This is a genomic window from Vibrio glycogenivorans, from assembly GCF_051660965.1.
In the GTDB taxonomy this organism is placed as follows: Bacteria; Pseudomonadota; Gammaproteobacteria; order Enterobacterales; family Vibrionaceae; genus Vibrio.
In genome coordinates this window covers 373627-398256 of the sequence record NZ_JBPVIS010000006.1, presented here as the reverse complement: position 1 = coordinate 398256, position 24630 = coordinate 373627, and the positions used below count along the sequence as shown (strand labels likewise).

17 protein-coding genes are annotated in these 24630 nt (G+C 47.9%); 4 read left to right on the top strand and 13 right to left on the bottom strand.

Annotated elements, in window-relative coordinates; translation table 11 throughout:
- Positions 1-838: 838 nt before the first annotated feature.
- Complete coding sequence (locus ACSTTG_RS14410; RefSeq protein WP_438475324.1) at positions 839-1822, top strand: LamG domain-containing protein; 984 nt, start codon at positions 839-841, stop codon at positions 1820-1822.
- A gap of 207 nt (positions 1823-2029) precedes the next feature.
- Positions 2030-2506 carry a DUF3592 domain-containing protein gene (locus ACSTTG_RS14405; protein WP_438475323.1) on the top strand — a complete coding sequence of 159 codons (477 nt, stop codon included), beginning with the start codon at positions 2030-2032 and terminating at the stop codon, positions 2504-2506.
- Positions 2507-2815: 309 nt separating this feature from the next.
- Here the strand turns inward: ACSTTG_RS14405 and ACSTTG_RS14400 are convergent, their stop codons facing one another.
- Both ACSTTG_RS14400 and matP read right to left on the bottom strand, forming a co-directional pair.
- Positions 2816-3196: a hypothetical protein gene (locus ACSTTG_RS14400; RefSeq protein WP_438475322.1), complete on the bottom strand. Its 381-nt coding sequence runs from the start codon at positions 3194-3196 to the stop codon at positions 2816-2818.
- A 316-nt stretch (positions 3197-3512) separates the two neighbouring features.
- Positions 3513-3962 (bottom strand): macrodomain Ter protein MatP, encoded by a 450-nt coding sequence (gene matP / locus ACSTTG_RS14395; protein WP_438475321.1) that lies wholly within the window; start codon positions 3960-3962, stop codon positions 3513-3515.
- 224 nt (positions 3963-4186) lie between these two features.
- Between matP and ACSTTG_RS14390 the strand changes: the two genes are divergently transcribed.
- Positions 4187-5863, top strand: coding sequence for a S16 family serine protease (locus tag ACSTTG_RS14390; protein ID WP_438475320.1), 1677 nt, complete (start codon positions 4187-4189; stop codon positions 5861-5863).
- Between the two features lie 88 nt (positions 5864-5951).
- Positions 5952-6470 (top strand): bifunctional 3-hydroxydecanoyl-ACP dehydratase/trans-2-decenoyl-ACP isomerase, encoded by a 519-nt coding sequence (fabA, locus tag ACSTTG_RS14385; protein ID WP_438459359.1) that lies wholly within the window; start codon positions 5952-5954, stop codon positions 6468-6470.
- 170 nt (positions 6471-6640) lie between these two features.
- Here the strand turns inward: fabA and rmf are convergent, their stop codons facing one another.
- The 11 genes from rmf to ACSTTG_RS14330 form a co-directional block, all read right to left on the bottom strand.
- Positions 6641-6814 (bottom strand): ribosome modulation factor, encoded by a 174-nt coding sequence (rmf, locus tag ACSTTG_RS14380; protein WP_438459360.1) that lies wholly within the window; start codon positions 6812-6814, stop codon positions 6641-6643.
- Positions 6815-7093: 279 nt separating this feature from the next.
- On the bottom strand, positions 7094-8806 hold the full coding sequence (locus ACSTTG_RS14375) for a DUF3466 family protein (RefSeq protein WP_438475319.1): 1713 nt from the start codon (positions 8804-8806) through the stop codon (positions 7094-7096).
- A gap of 4 nt (positions 8807-8810) precedes the next feature.
- Positions 8811-10730, bottom strand: a complete 1920-nt coding sequence (locus ACSTTG_RS14370; protein WP_438475318.1) for an ABC transporter ATP-binding protein — start codon at positions 10728-10730, stop codon at positions 8811-8813.
- Positions 10708-10953, bottom strand: a complete 246-nt coding sequence (locus ACSTTG_RS14365) for a glutaredoxin family protein (RefSeq protein ID WP_438459363.1) — start codon at positions 10951-10953, stop codon at positions 10708-10710. Before ACSTTG_RS14365 ends, ACSTTG_RS14370 begins: the two co-directional genes overlap by 23 nt.
- Positions 10954-11026: 73 nt before the next feature.
- A complete protein-coding gene (gene rlmKL, locus ACSTTG_RS14360; protein WP_438475317.1) occupies positions 11027-13162 on the bottom strand; it encodes a bifunctional 23S rRNA (guanine(2069)-N(7))-methyltransferase RlmK/23S rRNA (guanine(2445)-N(2))-methyltransferase RlmL in 2136 nt (711 codons plus the stop codon).
- 721 nt (positions 13163-13883) lie between these two features.
- Positions 13884-14432 carry a cell division protein ZapC gene (locus tag ACSTTG_RS14355; RefSeq protein WP_438475316.1) on the bottom strand — a complete coding sequence of 183 codons (549 nt, stop codon included), beginning with the start codon at positions 14430-14432 and terminating at the stop codon, positions 13884-13886.
- 226 nt (positions 14433-14658) lie between these two features.
- Positions 14659-15669, bottom strand: coding sequence for a quinone-dependent dihydroorotate dehydrogenase (gene pyrD / locus ACSTTG_RS14350; RefSeq protein WP_438459366.1), 1011 nt, complete (start codon positions 15667-15669; stop codon positions 14659-14661).
- 43 nt (positions 15670-15712) lie between these two features.
- The gene (locus ACSTTG_RS14345; protein ID WP_438475315.1) at positions 15713-20551 is read right to left on the bottom strand and encodes an NAD-glutamate dehydrogenase; all 4839 of its coding nucleotides are present in this window, start codon (positions 20549-20551) and stop codon (positions 15713-15715) included.
- Between the two features lie 233 nt (positions 20552-20784).
- Positions 20785-21006 (bottom strand): DUF2835 domain-containing protein, encoded by a 222-nt coding sequence (locus tag ACSTTG_RS14340; RefSeq protein ID WP_438475314.1) that lies wholly within the window; start codon positions 21004-21006, stop codon positions 20785-20787.
- Positions 21007-21082: 76 nt separating this feature from the next.
- Positions 21083-23695: an aminopeptidase N gene (gene pepN / locus ACSTTG_RS14335; RefSeq protein WP_438475313.1), complete on the bottom strand. Its 2613-nt coding sequence runs from the start codon at positions 23693-23695 to the stop codon at positions 21083-21085.
- Between the two features lie 236 nt (positions 23696-23931).
- Entirely contained in the window at positions 23932-24603 is a 672-nt protein-coding gene (locus ACSTTG_RS14330; RefSeq protein WP_438459370.1) for a hypothetical protein, read from the bottom strand.
- Between the last annotated feature and the right edge of the window lie 27 nt (positions 24604-24630).

Here is a 24630-nt window from a genome sequence, read left to right as displayed (position 1 = left end):
GACCCAGAATCATTTCAGTCATCCAACTCGAAGACCTAACTCTCCTACTCTGTTAAGACACCCTCAAAGGGACATTTCTACTTTGCTGAAGACAGGACATTTTTAACTGGGATTGACAAGGGGTGTAAGAGCTATTTAGTAATGTCCGGTTTGAACCAGGTTAAAATGGCTCCTTTGTGAGCCTATTTGGCTAGTTGTTGGTACCACACATGGCCTATAACAAATTTCCTGATATCGATAACTGTGAGTGCTAACGAATTCTCTGGTTTTAAAGTCCTTCGTGATGTTCGTGAACTCCGTCTGTGCAAATATTGAAGAGATTCTCACTCCGTTACTCACGTTCAGCGATCAGTGAGTTGATTACACGTTGTTGTTGGTTTTGCCCTCCATAAACACATCAAGCCAAGCAATAATCAAATCGATATTGAGTTTAGTGTCTGAAAAATCAATTGAACAACATCACTTGCCAATCTTAACGGAGACACTTGGCATCAGATAAATGCAGATGACTTCTAAGCGACAATGCTCTTGATGCAATCTTTAAATTTACCAGCGGTGCCATTGTCATGATCACCTCAGCGAGTTTATCCTAATTGATGACTCTCACAATGACTGATTACATATTCGACTCCTGCACCTGAGAGATATCTTGTGCTCACTCATTGCTAACTAGTCAATAAAAGCACCCAATCATAAACTAGACCAACGACTCAATTTAACTTTATAGAACCCCTTAAAGGTTGATCAATAACCTACTTTGGCGACCAATGCATAGAAACAAGTTTACCAATATGCATTAAATGACCGGTATTTAAACTAACAATAAAGGGTTCACAGCATGCATAGGCAAACACCTATCAAAGCCACCATTGTGGCTACTCTACTGACCTTAGCGGCTCAGGCACATTCCGCCGTAGCACCGACAATCACCGGCTCGAGTGAGCGTGATAACCTTGTAAAATCAATGAACTGGCAACGGGTAGACAACTTATCCGACGAGTTTGACTCCGATTCGCTTGATGGCTCAAAGTGGGATCATCGTGGGGTGATTCCTGGTAAATTCTATTGGGTTGGACGCTACCCATTCATGTTTGATGACGACAATATCACGGTGCAAAACGGTGAACTGTGGTTAGAAGCGGAAAAGTTTGATGCGCCCAAAGCCGATGCCTTTGGCGAGCGAAACGACTGGACTCACGGCGGCGCAATTGTTCGCTCTCATGGACGGGCAACGCCTGGTGTCTATATTGAAGCATCGATGAAAACCACCGACACGATTATGTCTGGGACATTTTGGTTAATGATGCCCGGCGTCGACTGTAATGAGTATATCTACAAAGAGCTGGATATTACCGAGAGCATCGGTCGCCGCTCTGGTGTATTCAAACCTATCCCAGAGGGAGAAGATCCTAAGAAATATGCTTGGTACCACCCTGTTTCAGTAGAATTTTCAACCGGTATCAACCCCACTGCGCGTGAACGAAAAACATCGTGCCGACCAGCGCACAATGTCTCGGCCAAAAAAGGCGACAATACGACAGACTTTGACCCCGCTGCTGACTTCCACGTCTACGGGTTGTACTGGAAGTCACCAACAGAGCTGTATTTCTATGTCGATGGTGAGTATCAGTTCGAGATCGTTCCATCAGTGCCTTTTGAAGACCCAATGGCCGTTGTGATGGCGATAGAAACCTATGACTTTAACTGGCCGAGTGGCGACGATGTAGCCGATGGCTTTATGCTAAAAAATGGTGAGACACGACCACTCATTGATCGCGCGACTCGATACAAATGGGTTCGCACGTGGGAGGCGGTTGAATAAGCGACATACTTGCAAAGCGTTGATGATTATCAGCAACCAATCATGTTTACTTATTGGCTGCTGATAATCTCCCTCCCCACTCGCCTGCTCCACAGGCTCAAGACATCGATAACGAGCAAAAATAAACCAAACGGTGAGCCTAAACTTGCACAATGGCTACTAACACGTATATTGCGCACAGTTACTCTATATTCATGCGTTCAATTAATGACCACTTTCAAGTTTTTGGTGTTCGGTATTGCTATCACCCTTTTGTCTGTCTATGGCTTCCAAGACACCAAATCAATGGACTTACACGGAATCGAGACACAGGCGACTATTACTGGGTTTGAGGTTTATATGGAGCCAAGAGGCCTAAAAAAGCGTTCAAAAGAGCGGCGCGAAAGTCAGACCCACCAATACGTGACCTACACATGGATAAGTCGACAAGGCATTGAGTATACAGGCAAAGAAAAAGTCAGAATGGACTGGGAGCCGCCTCAAAATGGACGGTTAAACATTATTTATGCTGATGACCCAAATCGCTCTACACTAATGGTGGATGTCGTTTTTAGAAAACGTAACCCTCATCGCTCTCAGTTTTTATTCGTTTCTTTTGTAATTATGGGTTTACTTGGCACTACGCTGGTCCTTGCCTGTGTGTTCAGGTTGTATTCCAAGATTCTAAAGGCTATTCGCGAATAGGTGCACTCATCAAGCGCAGAAGTCATAGCGTGCGGCTAATCAATAAATCTCCCTCTCATATTTGCAAACTGCAAGCATCTAGCACGCAGTTTGCAAATCAATTACTAAATTGCAATGCAACTTTTAGCATATTAGAAAGGATTTTGGGGTAAGGCATTGAAAAGTGGTTACCTTCTATCTTTGGCACGCTGAATGCAGTGTAATAAATGACTCTGGCTCAGGCGAGAGTCACCTAGCCAACTGACATTTTGCGAACTTAGATAGTTCCATCTGTATACAGCCAACCACGCATTGTGATTGGCTTTTTTTTTAGAAAATCGGGTGAACCGTGCCATCTCCGTCATTCTCTTGGTACTTGTCAGCGAAATGAATGATCGCTCCCTTGTTGAGCATGACATAAAGCTGATTGTCTAAGTAAACCCCTACTACATAATGATTTTTCGGAATACGATAGCTTGGTATTTCCGCCCTCTCATCCTCACAAACCACGGTAATATTGATCAACTTAACGCGTTGCAGACCAACCAGGTTTCCCGCCTCGATAAAGCCACCAAAGGGCGCACGGAACGTGCTGCCACTGCGCAGGTAAGCCTCGATCATGCCATCATTGTTGTGGTTATTCCCCACGGGACCATTGGCGTTGATCCTATCAATTCGATAGGAAGCTGCGACTTGGATAGCTCGATACATAAGGAAATCTCGATATACTGTTTATTTATACAGTATATCGATAAAACGAGACCTGTCGAGATGAACACACCGCCTATTGCCTGAAAATGCATCACTTGAAAGTGCATGACTTGGAAATGAATGGTTTGGAAATGATTGGCAGGAGGCTATGCGAAACTTTTTAAGTGAGATGTATTCGATGCATAGCCAATCACAAAGCTTGTGATTGGCTTGATTGTTCAGTGGAGTGTAGACGCCGGAGCACGACGAGAAAAAAGAGAGGACTAAAAGGTATGGCTAAAAAAGTTGAGTGGCAAACGTAGGCCAAGTCCACACACTATTCGGTAAGGAGCTTACTTAAGTCTTCTTTCAGCGTGCTAACCTTTTGTGTCGCTTTCTCACTGCGAGACGCTTCTGAGAGCAGATACTCAATTGCATCGGATAAGGTACAGCCAAGTTCGTTGGCGCGATACGAGAGCTTTTCCCACACGCGGTAATCGAGATCAATCGATTTCTTACGCGTATGCAGCTGCTCTGCATTGTAGTGACGCTTACGTTTGGCTCGAATGGCCTGTTTGAGTTTGACATCCAGTTCCGGTGACATGTGCTCTTCAATCCATTCAAGCACAAGGGTTGGAATCGATTCCATTTCACGCAACTGGTCGACCGCGGTTTTCTGCTCGCTGGTATCAATATGACGAGTGATGTTGACGCCGTCCTTCCACTTCTTGATCAGGTACTGCCACTTCCATCCACATTCAAGGTTTTCTAATTGCTGGTATTTCATTCGTCATTCCCCAAGTTGCATGGGTGACAGCGTAACCCAAAACGGTAAGTAAGTGAATCATCAGTGATAAAAACAGCGACCAGGATCAATTTCTCTGGTGCAATTTTGAAAGCTTTCATTATACCCAAGCGAATGTTGCCAGATAATGAATCAGGCGCGCATCTTTATGAAGATACGGGTATAATTGCGCCCTTCACACTGAAATACACCGCTGACTGGACCGTATGAATCAACAAACATGGCAGGCTGTCTGCCCGCAATATGACCAATATCAACCGAGTATCGAGCGCTTTGATAGCCTTGCTCCCTACTCTTTTATGGCGCTACAAGACCGATTTGCACAGGCATTAGCCACGTTCACATCGCCATCAGCGGTGCGTCAGGGAGCTGGAGTGTCGCGCATGTTACTGGTCAACGCACCAGACAATCCGATCTATTTCGGTGAGATTGTGGCGCAGATCAAGCAAACCTCTTCTCAAAGCGTGATGGCCGGTGAAAGCTTAGATGGCTTTGATGTGTTTGGTAGTTACCGTATTTCAGAATCTGGTGATGTCATTGAGCAACCTGGCCTAGTTGATCAACTGGGCTGCGGCGTATTGGTGTTGAGCGCTAACTTCCTATTAGCTAATCCGCCTTTATGGTTGACGGTAAAAGCACTGGTGCTGGGTCAAGCGATCTCGCCGCTTTGTTCAGATCGCCGCTTTGGCAAGTCTCCAGCGCCAAAGAAGCAATTTGATATTAAGGTAGTGATTGTTGGTGATCGAACTCAGTTTGCAGAGCTTGAGTACCTTGATGATGAAATTCATTCCGGACTAGCGCTATTTAGTGAGCTGGAGCTGGAAGTGGGACTCAATCAAGAGTCCGCCGAACGCTATTTGGGCTTTGTTAAGGGCCTACTAGAACAATACCAACTGCCGACGCTGTCCAGCTCCGCCATTCACCGACTGATGATAGCCGGCGCGCGCGAGACCGAAGATCAGCGCTATATGCCGCTTGGTTTGCTCTGGCATATGTCGCTGCTTGAAGAAGCCGCGCAGCAAAGCAATGGTGAAACCATTACCGATGACGATATCGAGCAGGTACTGCAGCAGCGTCTCTACCGCGAGTCTTACCTGCCTGACCGCGCTTTGTCCGATATTCGCGATGGGCAAGTGATCATCGAAACCGAGGGTGAGCAGATTGGTCAGGTCAATGGCCTGACGGTGATTGACGTACCAGGACACCCACGCTCGTATGGCGAGCCTGCGCGTATCTCTTGTGTGATCCACTTTGGCGATGGCGATATCTCCGATGTCGAGCGTAAGGCCGACCTTGGGGGCAACCTGCACGCCAAGGGAATGATGATTATGCAGGCGTTTGTCAGCAGTGCTTTGCAGCTCGATGAGCCGCTACCCTATTCTGCCTCGTTAGTCTTTGAGCAGTCTTATTGTGAGGTGGATGGTGATAGCGCCTCGCTGGCTGAGTTGTGCTGTTTTGTCAGCGCACTATCGGAAAGTCCAATCAACCAGCAGATCGCCGTGACAGGCGCGGTGGATCAATTTGGCCGAGTTCAAGCCGTTGGTGGCCTAAACGAAAAAATTGAGGGGTTTTATCACGTTTGTCAGCATCAGGGCCTAACCGGTCATCAAGGTGTCATCTTGCCCAAGTCTAATCTTAAGCATCTCGCACTTACTCGAGACGTGGTAGAAAGTATCCGCAAGGGCGAGTTCCACATTTGGTCTGTTTCTAGTGTCGATGAAGCGGTGCCTATCCTAATGAACACCCCATTTCGCAGTGATAAGCCTGAACAAGAAGAGTCAGAAACGGAAACGGTACTTGGTAAAATTGCTGAAAGAATTCAAGCTTTTGACCGCCACGCTCACCCTGAAACTTGGTTAGACCGCATCAAGAGTTTGTTTTAGGCCTCAACCTCACAGTTTTACACTGGTCGGGGTTGTTTAGCTTACACGTGTTCTCTAAGATGCTGCTAACATCATATGGAGTAGTACAATGCAGAACAAAAAAGAATCCTACAATCGTGAAGAGCTGTTAGCGTCAAGCCAAGGCGAACTGTTCGGTCCTGGTTATCCTCAATTACCAGCACCTAACATGCTAATGATGGATCGCGTTACCAAAATGTCGGAAACGGAAGGCGACTTTGGTAAAGGTCTTATCCTTGCGGAGTTGGATATCACCCCAGACCTATGGTTCTTTGATTGCCACTTCCCAGGTGACCCTGTGATGCCGGGTTGTCTAGGTTTGGATGCGATGTGGCAATTGGTAGGTTTTTTCCTCGGCTGGGTCGGCGGTAAAGGTAAAGGCCGCGCCCTTGGTGTGGGTGAAGTGAAGTTTACCGGTCAAATTCTGCCAACAGCGAAAAAAGTCACTTACGAGATTCATATGAAGCGTGTGGTTAATCGCAAGTTGGTGATGGGTCTTGCTGATGGCCGTGTGCTTGTCGATGGCAAAGAGATCTACGTAGCAAAAGATCTTAAAGTAGGCTTGTTCCAGGACACCTCTGCATTCTAATTAGCGCTCAACCGTTGATTTCCTGAGATAATCGTCAGCCAGCTACACCCTAACAAAATAATCAAGTAGCCCTTTTCTCATTAGGAAAAACACCAAGGCCCCTTTTCAGGGGCCTTGACTCTCTCAATTCGGTTAATCTTCGTTTCTCGTTAATAGACTGGTATAAGTCGTTATTTGTATAAGCCTGCGTTCTTATCATCCCTGGCGTCTCGCCATCCACCTAGCCAATACGATTTCGCTTCCATTTGTGTATATGGACATTCTTCCGAAGAGCGTCCATTCAACCCTGCCTTGTACCCTTGTGAATGTGCTCTTTCGTTGCGATCTCGTTTCTGTCTCTTCATTGTGTCGTCCTCTAAAACGTATAAGTTGTTCACGTTGAGATGACAACCAAAGGTCTGTGAGTGTCTTTCATACCCTGGCGTTGGCTATTAATCGCAGCTGAGTCACGACAGCTTGCTCACACCTGCCAAGTGAAATGACCTCCCTTTGGCATTGGCATCAACTTTGATGAAGTTTTTGTGACTGCCTTATAACCATCGTACAAAAAACGCTCAGACACAAGGTATAAAAAAAGCACGCACTCAATAATGTGAGCGCGTGCTCTGTTCAGAAAAAAACTTTTATCGGCGGCGCAAACCAAACACACCTAGAGCTGCAAGGAATAGCCAACCAAAACCTGCACCTTGACGCTCAACCGGCGGATCATTCAACTCACGCGGCGTGATCGTTGGGATCTCATCATCCGCGCTTAACTGATTTGGTACCAGTTTAACCGCAACCACTTTCTCTTCACCTTGACGGTTACCACAGTAAGCATTGTGTGCCGTATCATCATAGCCACCCTCACAGAAGATTGCCGTCGCAGCAATCACGCCCGCGTCGTTGATGTCACTTGCACTGATGATACGATACTGGTTGTTAAACCCATCGACCTCACCGTCATTAGTAAGATCGTCCAACAGCCATGCTTTTTGGCGATAAAGATCTTCACGAGGACTATCTAGACCAGGGACAGTGAAAATAAACCCACGGCGACGACGAGGCTGACCATCGCTCTCGCGCAAGCGTGAGGCATCAATTTCACCCACAATCTCGTTGTAATTGTTGATCGCACCTAGGTCAGCGCCCATACCAGAAAAGAACAGCTCTTGATCATACGTCTGTAGATACTTGGCGCTTGGGCTATCAGTGATATCTAACACCACAAACGGACGATTAGCCGCCGCACCATTTTCAGGACGGCTACCACGTAGCTTAGACTCACCAATCGCGACACCGTTTTGGTTTAGCGAGACCAGTTGAGTGTTACTGTTGACTCGCTCGTCTTTGCTGTTCTCAATTCGCGCGCCAGAGACACCGCTTTCATTCTCAAAGCCGTCTTCACCAAGCTTAAAGACCGACGCTTCAAGGTAGTTCTCGCTGCTATCCCAGGTGTTGTAACCAACCGCGTAGATCTCCTCACCCACTTGGGCGATATCACGCATGCTGCCCTGAGCTAGGCGCTCGCCATCCTTGCCTTTACCACTTTCCCAAGCGATTGCGGTATAGTCGAAGCCATCGTCTGTCGACGTCCAAACCGTCGCTTTTGATGTGAAGTGGTTACCGTTGGTATTGTTACGTACTACCGAGCTACTACCGACGACATAAACCGTGCCATCATCTGTAGTCAAAGTTGCCCACGCACGGTAGTCTTCAACCTCATCCTCAAGTCCGTCTAAGCTCGCACTCAGGTCATACGGTGAGACGGCAACAATTTCCCTACGTGGTGCAGATACGCTATCCGCCGCTTTAGTGCTCTGGATGCCAATCGGGTTGCCATCGATATCCAGTCGAGTGATCACGTTATTAAAGTCAGTGTTGTCATAAACGATATCGTCACCCTCAACAAAGCTCTGCAAGTTTTGCACGCCGTTCAGATCGTCTTGCCAAGCACTCCAGTACTCACGTGACCAACTCTCATCACAGGTCGCATAAAGAAGCTCGCGATAACAATAACTTCTGAAGTCACGGCGCTCTTCAATGTAGCCGAAAGAGACATCCATTCCGAACGGGGCTTCATCTTTCAGGCTGACACCATCTACTGTGTTGCGAGTCTCGCCACCCAGCAGGTAGCCAGTACACTGTGCTTCGTCTGCATCAGGAGCAAAACACCCTAGCTCGTCACCCATAGCAGATGGTTGGATTGCAATACCGTGAGATTCAATAAAGCTACTATCAACTAAATCGTTTGGTACCTCAACAGGTACCACTTGATACATAGGGGCTGCATTGACTGCAAAGGCTGAAAGTAGCGCACTTGTCACCACGCTCAGCTTAAAATTCTTACTACTCATTCAATTAACTATCCTGTTGCATTGCTTCTAGCTCGTCCCAGCGTTCGAAGGCAATTTCCAGCTCTTGTTCAAGTTCCGCGAGCTTATCTAAAACCGGTTGAGTCACATCGACTCCTTGAGTGAAAAACTCTGGGTTGTTCACTTGCTCTTGCATCTGTTCGATGTCCGTCTCAAGCTGTTCAAGCTTTTCAGGCAACGCCTCTAACTCTCGCTGCAGTTTATAAGATAACTTCTTACCCTTACCTTTATTTACTGCGGTTTTGGGAGTTGGGTCAACCACCTTTTCGGCTTTTGCTGCCTTTTCCATCACGCCGCGGCTTTCCATTACCTGAGCACGCTGTTGTTGCGCGTCATGATAACCACCCACGAACTCTTCAATGATGCCATTGCCTTCAAAAATCCAGCTTGAGGTGACTGTGTTATCAACAAACTGACGATCGTGGCTGACTAAGAGCAAGGTACCCTGATAATTGGCAAGCAAATCCTCTAAAAGTTCCAAAGTTTCGATATCAAGATCGTTGGTTGGCTCATCGAGGATCAGCAAGTTGTTCGATTTTAGGAAGATACGCGCAAGCAATAGGCGGTTTTTCTCACCACCAGACAGTGCCTTAACCGGTGTGCGAGCTCGCTTTGGTGAGAACAAGAAGTCTTGCAGGTAGCTCAGCGCGTGACGCTGACGGCCACCGACCATCACCTCTTGCTTACCATCAGCTAGGTTATCGATCACTGTTTTCTCAGGGTCGAGGATTTCACGGTATTGGTCAAAATACGCCACCTCTAGCTTAGTACCGCAGTGCAGGTTACCACGTAACGGCTCCAGTGTTCCCAGCAACAGCTTAAGCAAGGTACTCTTACCGCAGCCGTTTGGCCCAATCAGGGCGATACGATCGCCACGCATGATATTAAAGCTGAAGTCTTTAACAATCGTCTTACCGTCGATCTCATAGCCAAGGTTTTGCGCCTCAAACACAATCTTGCCTGAGCGCGCTGCATCATCGATACGAATATTGGCCTTGCCTTGTACGTCACGACGGTCTTTACGCTCCTCACGCAGCGCTTTCAGCGCACGAACGCGTCCTTCATTACGGGTACGACGCGCCTTGATGCCTTGGCGGATCCATACCTCTTCTTGAGCCAGCTTCTTATCAAACTCCGCGTTCTGCATCTCTTCAACGCGCAGCATCTCCTCTTTTTCTACCAGGTAGTTTTCATAATCACCAGGGAAAGAGCTCAGAGCGCCGCGGTCTAGGTCAACAATGCGCGTCGCCATCGATTTGATAAACGCACGGTCGTGCGAGATAAAGATGATCGAACCACGGAAATCTTTAAGGAAGTTCTCTAGCCACTCAATCGTGGTGACATCCAAGTGGTTGGTTGGCTCGTCAAGCAGCAAAACGTCTGGATCACGTACCAGCGCACGCGCCAGGGCCGCTTTGCGTTGCCACCCACCCGAGAGATCGGTCAGCTTGGTGTGGCCGTCCAGTTTGAGCGCGCCAAGCACGTTCTTAATTCGATCCTCAAAGCGCCAAGCGCCTGAGTGCTCAAGCTGCTCTTGGGTGTTAGCAAGACGTTTGATGTTTGACTCAGTCGGCTCTTTGGCGACGAGATCAAGAAGATCTTGGTAGATCTTCAGTTGTTCGCCCACTTCTGCCAAGCCTTTGGCAACGTAATCGTAAACGGTGCCCTGCTCGTTACGAGGGGGATCTTGCTCTAGACGTGAAACGACCACATCTTGAGTAATTTGCAGCTTACCGTCGTCGAGGTAAACGTCACCGTTAAGTACCTTCATCAAGGTTGACTTACCGGCACCGTTGCGTCCAACCAGACAAACACGCTCATTTTCTTGCAGTGCGAAGTCAACATGATCTAACAGAGGGTGGTCGCCGAAACCTAGCAAACCATTATGAATTGTGAGTAATGCCATTAGCTGATAACCAGTTGCTTAAACCAGACGCATCAAACGGCCAGTTTAATTCATTATTATTGAAGTTAAGCACAGGAATGGTGACGCCGTAACGAGCAAAGAGCTGATCATCGAAGGCGATGTCGACAATGTCGACCTCATTAGCTACACCAACCTGTTGTAAAAGAGAGAAGGCTTGCTCACATAAGTGGCAGCCTTCTGTACTGAATAATGTAATCTTCATCCTTGAACTTACCTAATGCTTATCCTGAGGGTTTATTTATCCTTCTGCCTCAATTTATACGTGAGCGACTTACCTATGCGTGAGTCACGATCCAGCAGTTGTGGATATGTTTATTACGCGCGAAATCCATTGGCAAGGTTTTGTGTGAGATGTTCTGGGCCGTTAAGCCAAGCTCTGCCAAGGCTTCCATATCCATTTTGAAGTGGCGCTTGTTGTTGGAGAACACAATAGTGCCCTGTTCATCAAGCAAACGCTTAAGGTTTTTCATCAGTTGAATATGGTCGCGTTGCACGTCAAACGTTTGCTCCATGCGCTTTGAGTTAGAGAACGTCGGCGGATCGATAAAGATCAGATCGTACTTGTCGTTCGCTTGCTCAAGCCACTGCAGACAATCTGCCTGAACGTATTGGTGCTGACGACCAACCTGACCGTTCAGTGCCATGTTATCGCGCGCCCACTGCAGATAGGTCTTCGACATATCGACCGTGGTGGTCGATGCTGCGCCGCCACAAGCCGCGTGTACTGTTGCAGAGCCCGTGTAGGCAAACAAGTTGAGGAACTTCTTACCCTGCGCCATCTGGCCTAGCTGGCGACGAGTGATCTTATGGTCAAGGAACAAACCCGTGTCCAGGTAGTCTTGCAGATTAACAATCAGCTTCACGCCATACTCATTCACGTGCATGGTATCTGACTGCTGCGAAAGCTTCTCATACTGAGAGCTGCCTTTCTGTTTTGCACGAACTTTAAGTATGACCTTATTGGCATCGGTTCCTGTTACGTCAATCGCTGCACGAATGATATCGGTCAGACGACGCTTGGCCTTCTCTTCGGGAATGTTTTTTGGCGCGGCGTATTCTTGGATCACCAAGTGATCGAGGTAGACATCAATCGCCACATTGTATTCCGGCAGGTCGGCATCATAAATACGGTAGCAATCAAGTTGCTCACGCTTGGCCCATTTACCAATTTTTGCCATGTTCTTCTTCAGACGGTTGGCAAAATCTGGTGCAATCGAAGAGGCCTGTTTAGTGCCTTCCGCTTGATTGGTCTCGCTCGCATCTTGAGCGCGCGCGGTGATTGAGTAGTTCTTTTGGTGACACGGTAACGCACCGTTGTTCAGTTTGAACTGCTTGTCGGCACGCATGCGCAGACAGCTCAACAGATCATCTGAGCTTGAGAAAATCGACGCGGTGCAGCCACCAAACTCAGCCTTTAGCTGAGCGCCAAACGCTGTATAAAGCGCAATCAAACCCGGATGAGTACCCAGACGCTCACCATAAGGCGGGTTAGACACAATTGTGCCCTGTTCGAAATTGGCTGGGCGCTTAACCAACGCGGCATCACCCTGGGCAAACTCAATAAGAGAATCAACACCGGCACGGCGCGCATTATCGCGAGCAGTTTTCAGCACGCGAGGGTCATTATCAAACCCGTAGAAACGCGCAGTGACTTTCTTGATCCCACGTCTCGCTTGCACGGATGCCTCAGACTTAATCTCAGCCCATAGCTGTGCATCGAAGTCCTCAAGAGCCTCAAAACTCCAATACTTGCGCATCACACCCGGTGCCATGTTGGCGGCCATCATCGCCGCTTCAATCAGCAAGGTGCCCGAACCACACATAGGGTCAAGCAGTGGTTTATCCAATTGCCAGCCACTGCGCTGAACAATGGCACTGGCCAGCGTCTCACGCAAAGGCGCACGACCCGACTCTGGACGGTAACCACGCTGGTGCAAACCGCCACCGACCATATCGATACCAAGAATGGCATTATCGCGATGCAAACGCACATGAACACGTAGGTCTGGCTGCTCTTTACTGATAGAAGGGCGAGCGAGGTTCTTCTTTTCGAATGAATCAACAATCGCATCTTTTACCTTCATGGCGCCGTACTGGCTGTTGCGGATCTCACGGTTTGTACCGTTGAAGTCCACCACTATCTTCTTCGAGCCATGGAAATGGTTTGCCCAATTAATAGCGTTCACCGAAAGGTAAAGATCCATATCGTCCTGACAGCGGAACTCAGAAAGTACTCGAACAAAGCGCGATGCGAAACGGCTCCAAAGGCAGCAGCGATAGACCTGCTCGAGGCTGGCTTTAAATTTAACGCCAGCTTGGACCGGTTTCGGGTTTTCGATGCCCAGTTTAGCCAACTCGTCAACGAGAAGATTTTCAAGACCGTTTGATGTGACTGCGAGGTATTGATGCATAAGAGATTCTTAACAGGAAAATTTGTCAGATTATAACTGACAATGGTCACGATTGATAAATTTACTGGCACATTTGTGTCTACTTGCCTACCAAACAAGCAAATCCCCCATCCAACACGGCTCACAGCCCAATTCCAGTGACAATTAAGCGTAGAAAAATTACACCAAATTCTTATCACCAACTTTCGGATAAAAACCGGCTTAAATCGCGCCAATAGCACAAAAAGAATCTCCATTACACGCAAAACATCCAGCCAAAAGCTGAGTGAGTGCATACATATTCACTGCTAATTTGGTATATACCAGAGCGAGTAAGCAATGGTAATTTAACTACAAAACGCACTAAAAACGGGAATAAATAGGGTTAAGAGCGAACCTAATTCGGTTGGATCAAAGCATAAGAAGAATAAAAAACGTGAAGTCGGTGTAGATAATTTCGCCTCATCAGAGAGCAAAAATTCGTCATCTATAGAAATTTAGACAGAGAATAAGCCGCTTTTTAAGCAAAAACCCTCACCTCAGAACAGACGTGAGCCAACAAAAAAGAACATTGTCGAGATACTCCCACGACCACGTCTCGCCGACCGCCACTCGCCTCTCGCAGCACCGCGATCTCGCCTCTCGACTCTCCCAACAGGGAACAAAAAAAAGCCGGCTCAAGGCCGGCGGGAAATATAACAGAAAAGAAAACGTCTAATTGAAAGGAGAATCGTTGGCGGTTTTAAACCGCCATGGCCACACTGGGCGTATCCATGATCTCGTGCATTGTCGGGCCTATACGGTCGTGCATGACCTTAATCGGCTCGCCAAAGGCCAGCTGCTTACTATCGCTTAGCGTGAAGCCATCTAGCTCTACAGGCGCGATAAGACACACTGCATCGGTCACCTCAAGGATAATAAATACCCCCTCGCCAAACTCGTTACTCAGCTTGACCAGGTTACCCTCGTGCAGACGACAGTTTGACCCTCGTCCTTCGTAGAAGAACCAGCTCTTGGGCTGGACTGGCTTATGAAACCGCCGTGCAGCAACACAGTAGAGCGCCAACTCAGCTTGGCGTGGCTCAGATAAGTCAAGATGACTCAAGGACTCTTTAAACGTTTGATAGGCACTGGCATCGTCGACGCAAAAGGTATTAATGCCAATTGCGTACTCCACCAGCAGTTTGCGTGATAGGTTGGTTTTGAACACTATGTTGTCACCTACATCGAGCATCAGGTGATTTTCCATATCATCAAAATACCACGTCCAATTGTCTCTCGGTTTAAGCATGTGTCCTACTCTCTCATCGCTCCAAGTTTTCAAAGTCACATGTTATTTAAGTCGCATTTACTTGAGGTCACATGTGTTCAAGGTCACATGGTGATGCAGGTTTTCATGTGCACTGACTTGTAGTTTATGAGTGGATAGGAATAAAAAAAGAGGAAATGAAATCTCATTTCCTCTTGTTGGATTGATTAAAGATCAACTATTTACAAAGTGACGACGTCACAAGATCCTAAATATTTTTAACAATGTCACGCACGAGACCTGGGCCGTGATAAATAAAGCCAGAGTAAACTTGAACCAACTCAGCGCCCGCTGACATCTTCTCTTTAGCCGCAATCACAGAGTCGACTCCGCCAACGCCGATGATTGGCAAGTGACCATCCAGTTGCTGTTTGAGTTTACGCACGACTTCCGTGCTACGTGACTGAACGGGACGACCACTCAAGCCCCCCATTTCTGTCGCATGCTTCATGCCTTCGACCAAAGAGCGATCGAGTGTGGTGTTGGTGGCGATAACACCATCAATTTTGTATTTGATCAGCGACTGACAAATCTGTTCGATTTCGTCATCGCTCAAATCTGGGGCAATCTTCAAGGCTAAAGGTACATATTTGCCATGCTTCTCAGCCAATTCAGCCTGTTTGTCTTTCAATGCAGAAAGCAGCTCATCAAGCGCTTCACCATACTGAAGCGTGCGCAGCCCTGGTGTGTTTGGTGAGGAAATATTCGCGGCGATATAACCGGCGTGCTCATAAACCTTTTCCATACAGATCAGGTAATCTTCGGTCCCTTTTTCAATCGGCGTATCCTTGTTTTTGCCGATATTAATGCCAAGAACGCAGTTAAACTTTGCCTTCTTGACGTTTTCAACCAAGAAATCCACGCCCTTATTGTTGAAACCCATGCGGTTGATAATGCCTTCGGCCTCAACAAGACGGAATAGACGCGGTTTGTCGTTACCTGGTTGAGGCCTTGGGGTCACTGTGCCCACTTCGACAAAACCAAAGCCCATTGCATCAAAGGCTTCGATACACTCTCCATTTTTATCAAGCCCCGCAGCAAGACCGACAGGGTTTGGGAAGGTGATCCCCATACACTCTACTGGACGATTAGGAAGTTTTTGACGGTAAAAAAGGTCAATGGGTGTGCCTGTAAAACGCTTGAAATTGTCAATCGCAAGATCGTGCGCCTTCTCAGGATCGAGTTGAAAAATGCCAGTTCTGGCAAGACGGTAAAGCATTGTGCCTCCGATAAAAGCCCCGTAGTAAACGGGGCGCTATTATTTACTCATTTGACGAACAATTCAAATTTAATAGCATCAATTCACGCAAAGCGACGGAAAATTTTGCAAACTCATGCACCGAGCCGACCTTAAACTCATTCAAGATGCTATTCCAACGCACCAAGGGCTGCTGATTGGTCACTATCCACTGCTCTAATTTGTCAATCACACTATCCTTGTCACTATTGCAACCGCAGCCGAGCACCTGACGTGTCAACTGGCGTTGTTGCCAATCGAGATCCTCGCGAAACGCTGCTCGTGCGAGGGCCTGCCAGTTGTTATCGACGGTCTGGTTATTGATTTGCTGTAAGAACCAATGTAGCGATAGACGGTTACCGAGATTAAAGTAGAGCGTGGCGCAGTCTTTAACGCTGGTGCCGGTTTCTTTGGACACTGTAGATATATCCAGTACTGAATACAAACTCGATAAACGCGAGACAAAATTGGCCAATCCGTCATCAATGCCCCGCTCAATCCACACTTTGGCGAGGTTATTGTGCTCATCAACCTCACTCTCTACCAGGCAGCTATCTAGGATTGAAATCGCCGTCTGCGCATCTTGTTTATAACGCTCAACCGCGCTCACCACTTGTAAATTGCCATGATGAGTGCGCAGTAGCCAGCGCGCAACACGGCGTATACTGCGTCTGACGATCACTATCATCTCGTATTGCACCTGGGTTGGCGCGCGATTATCGTGCTCTCGGATATGATCGTAGATACGACCGAGATCAAATATCTCACGAGCGGCGACATAAGCATTGGTCACGTCAATCACGTCCGCACCCGTTTCATCTTGCAATCGAGTGACAAAGTTACAGCCCATCTCGTTCACCATCTGATTGGCGAGTGAAGTGGCGATAATCTCCGCTTTCAAAGGATGAGAATCCATTGCCTCAAGATAGTTACGGCGTAACTCTGCAGGGAAGTAATCGACCAGTTGTTGGCTATGGAACGGGTCTTGCGATATCGCAGGATCAACAAGCTGCTCTTTGAGCATCATTTTCGCGTAGGCCACCAGCACCGACAGCTCAGGGCGAGTCAGTGACTGACCGAGTTTTTCTCGCTCGAATAGGCTCTCATCATCAGGAATGTACTCCAGAGCGCGATCCAAGTGACCGGATTTTTCTATGGTATGGATAAAACGCACCAACTCTTTCACCGTGCTCACACCTTGGTGCTGTGCAACCGAGATCGCCTCGGATTGATGGTAGGCATCATCTAACACAATCTCCCCGACCTCACCCTCCATCGATTCGAGGATGACATTGCGCTGCTTAACCGTTAAATCGCCGGCTGTCACTAGGTTATTGAGGAAAATCTTAATATTCACCTCGTTATCAGAACAATCGACCCCGCCGACATTATCAACAAAATCGGTGTTCACATGGCCACCATTCAGCGCAAACTCAATCCGCCCGCGCTGAGTCAAGCCAAGGTTTCCCCCTTCACCAACGATTTTGGCCCGCAATTGGTTGCCATCAACGCGCAGTGCGTCATTAGCGCGGTCGCCCACCTCAGAATGCGTCTCTTGTGCTGATTTAACATAGGTGCCGATCCCGCCATTCCACAAAAGATCCACGCGCATCTGCAATATCAGCTTAATCAGATCATTGGGGGCAAGGGTTTTATGATCCGTATCTAGCAGTTTACGCATTTCGCTGCTCAATTCGATCGATTTTGCTCGTCGCGAGAAGACGCCACCACCTTTGGAGATCAACTTAGGATCATAGTCCTCCCAACTCGAGCGCGGTAGATCAAATAGACGCTTACGCTCTTGCCAGCTTGAAGCTGAATCGGGATTGGGATCAATAAAGATATGCAGGTGATTAAACGCCGCTAACAAACGCGTGTGTTTTGACAGCAACATACCATTACCAAACACATCACCGCCCATATCGCCAATCCCTGCTGCGGTAAAATCGGTGGATTGACAGTCGACCCCAAGCTCACGGAAATGACGCTTGACCGACTCCCACCCCCCTTTTGCAGTAATACCCATGGCCTTATGGTCGTAGCCGTTTGACCCACCCGAGGCAAAGGCATCACCAAGCCAAAATTGGTACTCGGCAGACACCGAGTTAGCCAGATCAGAGAACGTGGCAGTGCCCTTGTCTGCTGCGACCACCAAATAGGCATCATCCTCATCATGGCGCACCACATTTGCAGGCGGCACCAGCGCACCATCGACAATATTGTCGGAGACATCAAGCAGCGCGCGAATAAAGCGCTTATAGCAGTGCTGCCCTTCGGCAAATATCTCATCGCGACTGGTTAGGCCGGGCTGCTTCTTACACACAAACCCACCCTTGGCACCGACAGGCACAATCACGGTGTTCTTGACCTGCTGTGCTTTCACCAAGCCAAGAATCTCTGTGCGAAAATCCTCTTGGCGATCGGACCAGCGCAGCCCGCCACGCGCAACCTTACCGCCTCGCAAGTGAACCCCTTCGATATCTGGGGCATAAACAAAGATCTCGTAGGCAGGCACAGGTTGTGGGATCTCAGGAATCAAGCTAGGCTGCATCTTGAGTGATAACCAAGGCTTAGGCGTGCCATGCTCGTCCACCTGGTAGTAGTTGGTGCGTAGCGTCGCGACCATCATGTCCATATAGCGGCGCACAATCCGATCATCGTCCAAGCTCTCTACGCTTTCGAGTAGTTCCGTCAGCTTAGCCAAGACCTCATGCTGAGCCCGCTGACTCTCCTTCATGTGCGGGTTAAAGCGATGGACAAACAGCTCCACCAGCGCAGTCGCCAATTGCGGATGATTGTTCAGGGTATCTTCGATATAGCTTTGACTAAACGGAAAACCAACCTGACGCATATAGCGGGCATAGGCTCGCAAGATGGAAGTCTCTCTCCCCGTCAAACCTGCGCCTAGTACCAGTCGATTGAAGCCATCATTCTCAAGATCCCCGGACCAAATGGCAGCAAACGCTTGCTGGAAACGATCCCGCGCCTGGCGAAGATCCACGCGACCACCGCCTTTATGCAGCATCGAGAAATCGAGGATCCAAAATGTCTGACCATTGGTTTTGTTGATCTCATACGGTGACTCACCAATCACTCGCAAACCTAAGTTCTCAAGCATCGGCATCACATCCGATAGATGGATAGGCTCATCACCATGATAGAGTTTGAGTCTCACCGCATTGGAATCCGCTGCCAGCTCTTGAGGACGATAGAACAGCATGCCAAGCTTGTTGTCTTCATCAATCTTTTCAAGCCGCTCAATATCACTCACCGCTGCAGCTGGCAGCACATCCTCTTTATATGAGCGAGGGAAAGCATAGAAATACTGCTTGGATAGAGGAACCCCCTTACTCTCACCAAAATTGGCAATAATCGTCGAGGACAAGCGATCGTCCCAGGTTGAAGAGGCCTCCATAAGGTTTTGTTCGATCATTTTCACGTCTATATCGATATTATTATTCTCAACTCGGACAATATAGTGAGTGCGGGCCAACGGACTTTCAGAAAAGAAGGTAGTGAAATCGACTTCCTGCTTGGATCCAAAGTACTGTTGGAAGATCCGTTGGGTTTGACGACGCAGTTCGGTGTTATAGCGCTCCTTATTGACGTAAACCATACAGCTAAAGAAGCGACCGAACGGATCTTTGCGCACAAACAGTCGCAGCATATCCCGGTCTTGCATTTGCACCACGCCAGTCCCCACCTCGAGCAGCTCCTTCTCTTTGGCCTGGAGCAACTCATCACGCGGAAAGTTCTCTAAAATATTATTCAGCGCCTTATACGCATACGAGCCGCGCATATAACCACTATTATTCAGTATTCGCTGGACTTTATGATTGACCAACGGGATCGATTGCACGCTTTGGTTATACACCGCCGAGGTATATAAACCGGTAAAACGATGTTCACCGATCACCTTACCCTTATTATTGATCTTTTTGATCCCTATATAGTCGGTATAGGCCGGGCGATGGATCCGCGATTGAACATTGCCCTTGGTCAGGATCAATAAATACGGCTTTTGCGCCTCTAAACGAGCGGAGTCGGGAAAGTCAGAGAGTTTCACCGAGCGCGCGCGCGCGGGTACTGAAAATAGACCGAGACCGGTGCCCTTTACTGGTTGCAGCTCAATATCATCATTATCTGTGACTAGTTTGTATTCTTTATAGCCCATAAAGGTGAAATTATGGTCAGCTAACCAGCGAAGAAACTGGATCGCTTCTTTATAGTGGTCAGCATCGATAAACTGATTCGATTTTTGCTGCTCAAGCTCTTGTGTCACCTGCTCGAGCTTTTCTGCCATGGCTTGCCAGTCCCGCACCACCATGCCGGTATCTTTGAGCACCTTATTCAGTTCAGATTCAAGGGCTTTCATCTCTTTGGCGGTATTGAGCCTATCCACCTCAATATGGAACAGAGAAACCAAATCGCCTTTCTCAGTGTTAAAGCTCTCAAGTCTTTTGCCACTGCGCTCAACGCGAGCTGGGCCGTGCAGCATCAGGTGCGCCGTCAGGCCAAGCCGTGAGAGTGCCATCTTAATCGAGTCAACCAGAAATGGGCCGTCATCCACCACCACCTCAACAATGGTATGAGTCGACTGCCATCCACGTCGACTAACGGTTGGATTAAACACCCTGACAGAAATTTGCTTCGATTTGGTCTCGCCTAGGTGATGCCAAAGGCTAAGCAGAGCGCCGTAGAGGTCCGACTCGTTTCGATTAATCAAGTCATCGTGTGAGACATTACTAAAAAGATGCTCAGCCAACTGAGTGACAAGCGGACAATCATTCGCCTGCACCTTATCTTGGATAAGTTTGATCACCTTCTCGAGCAGTACGGGGACAATGGTTTCTCGCTCAGACATAAGATCACTCCATAATATTATTTTTATAGGATCGCTATAAGCATAGGGTATCTCCCACTTAATAATGGAAGTAATAGTGAAATTTATCTCTGCTCTAGGTAACGATTTAATAGCAATATTTTAAATAAGGAGCGAAATTTTGATGTGTGTATTCAGTGGGGAACAGAATCACGCTTGTAGGGATTTATAGCGCTAAGGAGAAGAGCCGCATATGCGGCGCTTAAGGAATCGCTCTAACCGAGCGATTCTAAGTGCTTAAACTTATTTTGCTGATCAGTGGTCAGGCGAAAGCGCCCTTTTAAACCTAGTTGCGAAAGAAAAGGTCTCAATCTCGCTGCAGGGAGCTGAATACGGACACCTGTGCTTGTGGTGACTACTACACTACTGGCAGCACCTGAGTAATGACGCATAAATTGCTGGTAACTAATGTTAAGACTAAAGAAATACTGGTTCATGAACGAAAGAAAATAGCGTTAAAAATAGTGGCCCTTTACCAAGCTATAGTGGCTTTGGCAAAGGGCATCAGAGATATTAAGACTCTAGCGCCTTAGTCACCTTTTCAAACAGGTCTTTGGCCAGGTTGTCCATTGACTTAAGCGTCTCTAGCTCTTTCTTGAGCAGTTGTTGACGTCCATCGTCATAACGACGGTACTTCAGCAGCGGATCAAGCAAGCGTGACGCGACTTGCGGATTGCTCTCGTTAAGCTGGCGCAAGATCTCACCGGCAAACGCGTAGCCCTCACCCGATTTGGCATGGAACTGCACTGGGTTATTGTTTAAGAACGCCCCAATCAAGCTGCGAATTCGGTTTGGGTTTTTCAGGCTAAATGCCGGGTGCGACATCGTCTGGCGGATCACCTCGAGCGCATTACTTGCCGGATTGGTGCCTTGCAAGGCGAACCATTTATCCATCACTAGGCCATCATGCTGCCACTTGTCGCTGTAGTCCTGCATCAAACGCTCACGACAGGCTAACTGAGCCATATTCGCCGCAGTCATTGCCGCCATGGTATCAGTCATATTGTTTGAGTCGCGATACTGCTTCTCAACCAGTTGATTACCGCCCTCGTTATACGCAAGGAAAGACAGACACACGTTACGCAGTGCACGCTGGCCCATTTGCGCATGGTCTATCGAGTAACCAGATTGGGTCAGGCTGTAATAAGTCGCAGAGAGCTCATCGATAAGCGCACGTGACAACGCAACTTTAATCGCTTTAAGCACCGCAGAGATCGCATCAACATCCACCTGTTTATACCAACCCGCTACCTCATTGGCAGAAGGCAGTGTCAGCATCTCGGCAATAAAGGCAGGCTCAAGACTCGCATCGAGCAAGGCACCACGAAACGCATCAATCACCGCCTCTGGCAACTCTACCTTACTCACGCCTTGGTCAACATACTGCTTGATATACTTAGCAAGTAGCATCTGCCCTGCATCCCAGCGCGCAAACGCGTTGGTTGCATGGCGCATCAAGAAGGTCAGCTCATCATCGCTGTAATCAAAGTTGAGTTTCACTGGGGCTGAGAACTCTCGAAGCAGTGAGATCACGGGCTGCTCAGTGACTTGTTCAAACACAAACGTCTGTTTGGCCTCAGTAACGTTAAGCACATTGGACACGGCTTGACCGTTAGAAATGAGTGAAATTACGTCACCTGTATATTTATACAGTTCAATATCCAGTGGGATATGCAGCGGTGATTTTTCTGCCTGATCTTGAGTGGGCTCCGTCGACTGCTCAACGGTCAGGGTAAAGGTTTGCTGCGATGGATCATAATCACCGCTTACCGTCAGCTCGGGTGTGCCAGATTGGCTGTACCACAAACGGAACTGACTCAGGTCAACACCACTGGCATCCTCCATCGCCGCAACAAAGTTCTCACACGTCGCCGCGGTACCATCGTGGCGCTCAAAGTACAGTTTCATGCCTTTTTGGAAGCTGTCTTCGCCGAGCAGTGTGTGCATCATACGGATCACTTCACTACCTTTTTCATACACAGTCAAAGTATAGAAGTTATTCATTTCTATAACTTTTTCTGGGCGAATCGGATGTGACATTGGGCTTGAGTCTTCGGCAAATTGCGGCCCACGAATAATGCGCACATTATTGATCCTATTGACCGCACGCGAGCCAAGATCTGAAGAGAATTCTTGATCACGAAAGACGGTCAGGCCCTCTTTGAGGCTCAATTGGAACCAGTCTTGGCAGGTCACTCGGTTGCCGGTCCAGTTATGAAAATACTCATGCCCGATCACCGCTTCGATCCCTAAGTAATCGCTGTCGGTCGCGGTTTGATCATTAGCGAGGACGTATTTGGAGTTAAACACGTTCAGGCCTTTATTTTCCATCGCACCCATATTGAAGAAATCGACCGCGACGATCATGTAGATATCGAGATCATATTCAAGATCAAAACGATCCTCATCCCACTTCATCGAATTAACCAGCGATGTCATCGCGTGCTCTGCTCGGTTGAGATTGCCTTTATCAACAAAGATTTCTAGGGCGACTTCTCGACCCGAGCGCGTGGTGTATTGGTCAGTAAGGACATCAAAATCACCCGCGACCAAAGCAAATAAATAAGCAGGCTTTGGATGCGGGTCTTGCCATTTGACCCAGTGGCGGCCATCACTCGCAAGACCTGCATCGATGCGATTACCATTACTTAATAAATGCGGGTACTGAGACTTGTCGGCCTCGACAGTGGTGGTGAAGCGCGCCAACACATCTGGGCGGTCTTGATAATAGGTGATGCGGCGAAAGCCCTCGGCTTCACACTGAGTACAAAACGCCCCGCCCGATTTATACAAACCCTCTAGCGCTGTGTTGCCCTCGGGATCAATCTCAGTCACCACGGTCAACTCAAATTGCTCGGGTAACTGATGAATATGCAAACCACCCTCTACCAGCTGGTAGTCTGTCCAGTCTTGACCATCGACCTTGATACTTTTTAGTTCAAGCTGTTCACCATCGAGCTCGAGTGTGGTTGATTGCTTTAGCTGCTTAACTTTTGAAGTGGCAGTAACCAGTGTGTGATTGTCATGCAGATCAAAATACAACTCGATGTCAGATGTGGCATGACTGGGTGATTGATAATCTTTGCGATATTTTGCAACGGGTTGTGCGGTTGCTGATTGAGTCATTGTCTCGTTCCTCTCGACAATCATTAAGGCAGTGGTGAGCCATAGTTAGACTGACTCACATAAAAAAACGTTATGCTCGGCATACTTGCCAAAAGCATAACGTTACTCTGTCTTATTCTAAAATGCGAGGCGTTTTTACCTGTGCTCCTTAAAGCTGAACGGCTTTTGACCAAGAGGTCGATAAAAGGCCTTCGTCTCAGGTTTATTAAAGTAAGATATTTATAAATATCTCCTGATTATTGCTGGTGGCTGTCTCGCGACAACACCGCAAACGTACTGCCATCTTCACCTTTGAGGGTTAGCTCGTCGCTACCCAATGTATAGCGCGTCGACTGCTCGCCATCTTTATACAGCAGGATCAACTGATCACCCTCTGTGATGTAAACCCCCTGATGACTTTTCTCATCCCCCTCGTCATTGGTCACGCGGAAATCGAATACAAAGTCGGGGCGCAGTGTCAGTTCCATCTGATTAATATCACTTGCCGCCATATCATCACCGGTCAAGTGTTCGCTAGTCCAGTTGCCCGCTAGTGAGTTGGACAATGCCTTGCGAAACACCACGCCGTTAAGTTGCAGCGCATTATGATTGAGGTTGTATTCGTAAATCTGTGGGTCATCACTGTTACTACCAAGCACAATGGTGTCTTCACTGGCGTGATAGAAACCTTCCCAATGATCTACGGAGTAGTCTTTCTTTTGGATATCGATTGAAAAGTTGTAGCCAGAATCAAGCGACAGTTTGATGGCTATAAAATTCTCGGCAGAATTGCCGGGATCTGGGTTAAGTAAATACCAGTCACCGAGTAAAAATGGTTGGTCAAATTGGGTTAAATCGATTGATTGATCGTCGTCGTTCGCATTCACACTCAAGCTAAATACAGCAAGAATTATTGTTATCCACTTCATAAGCATCTCCCCTTTACTCTTTGAGCA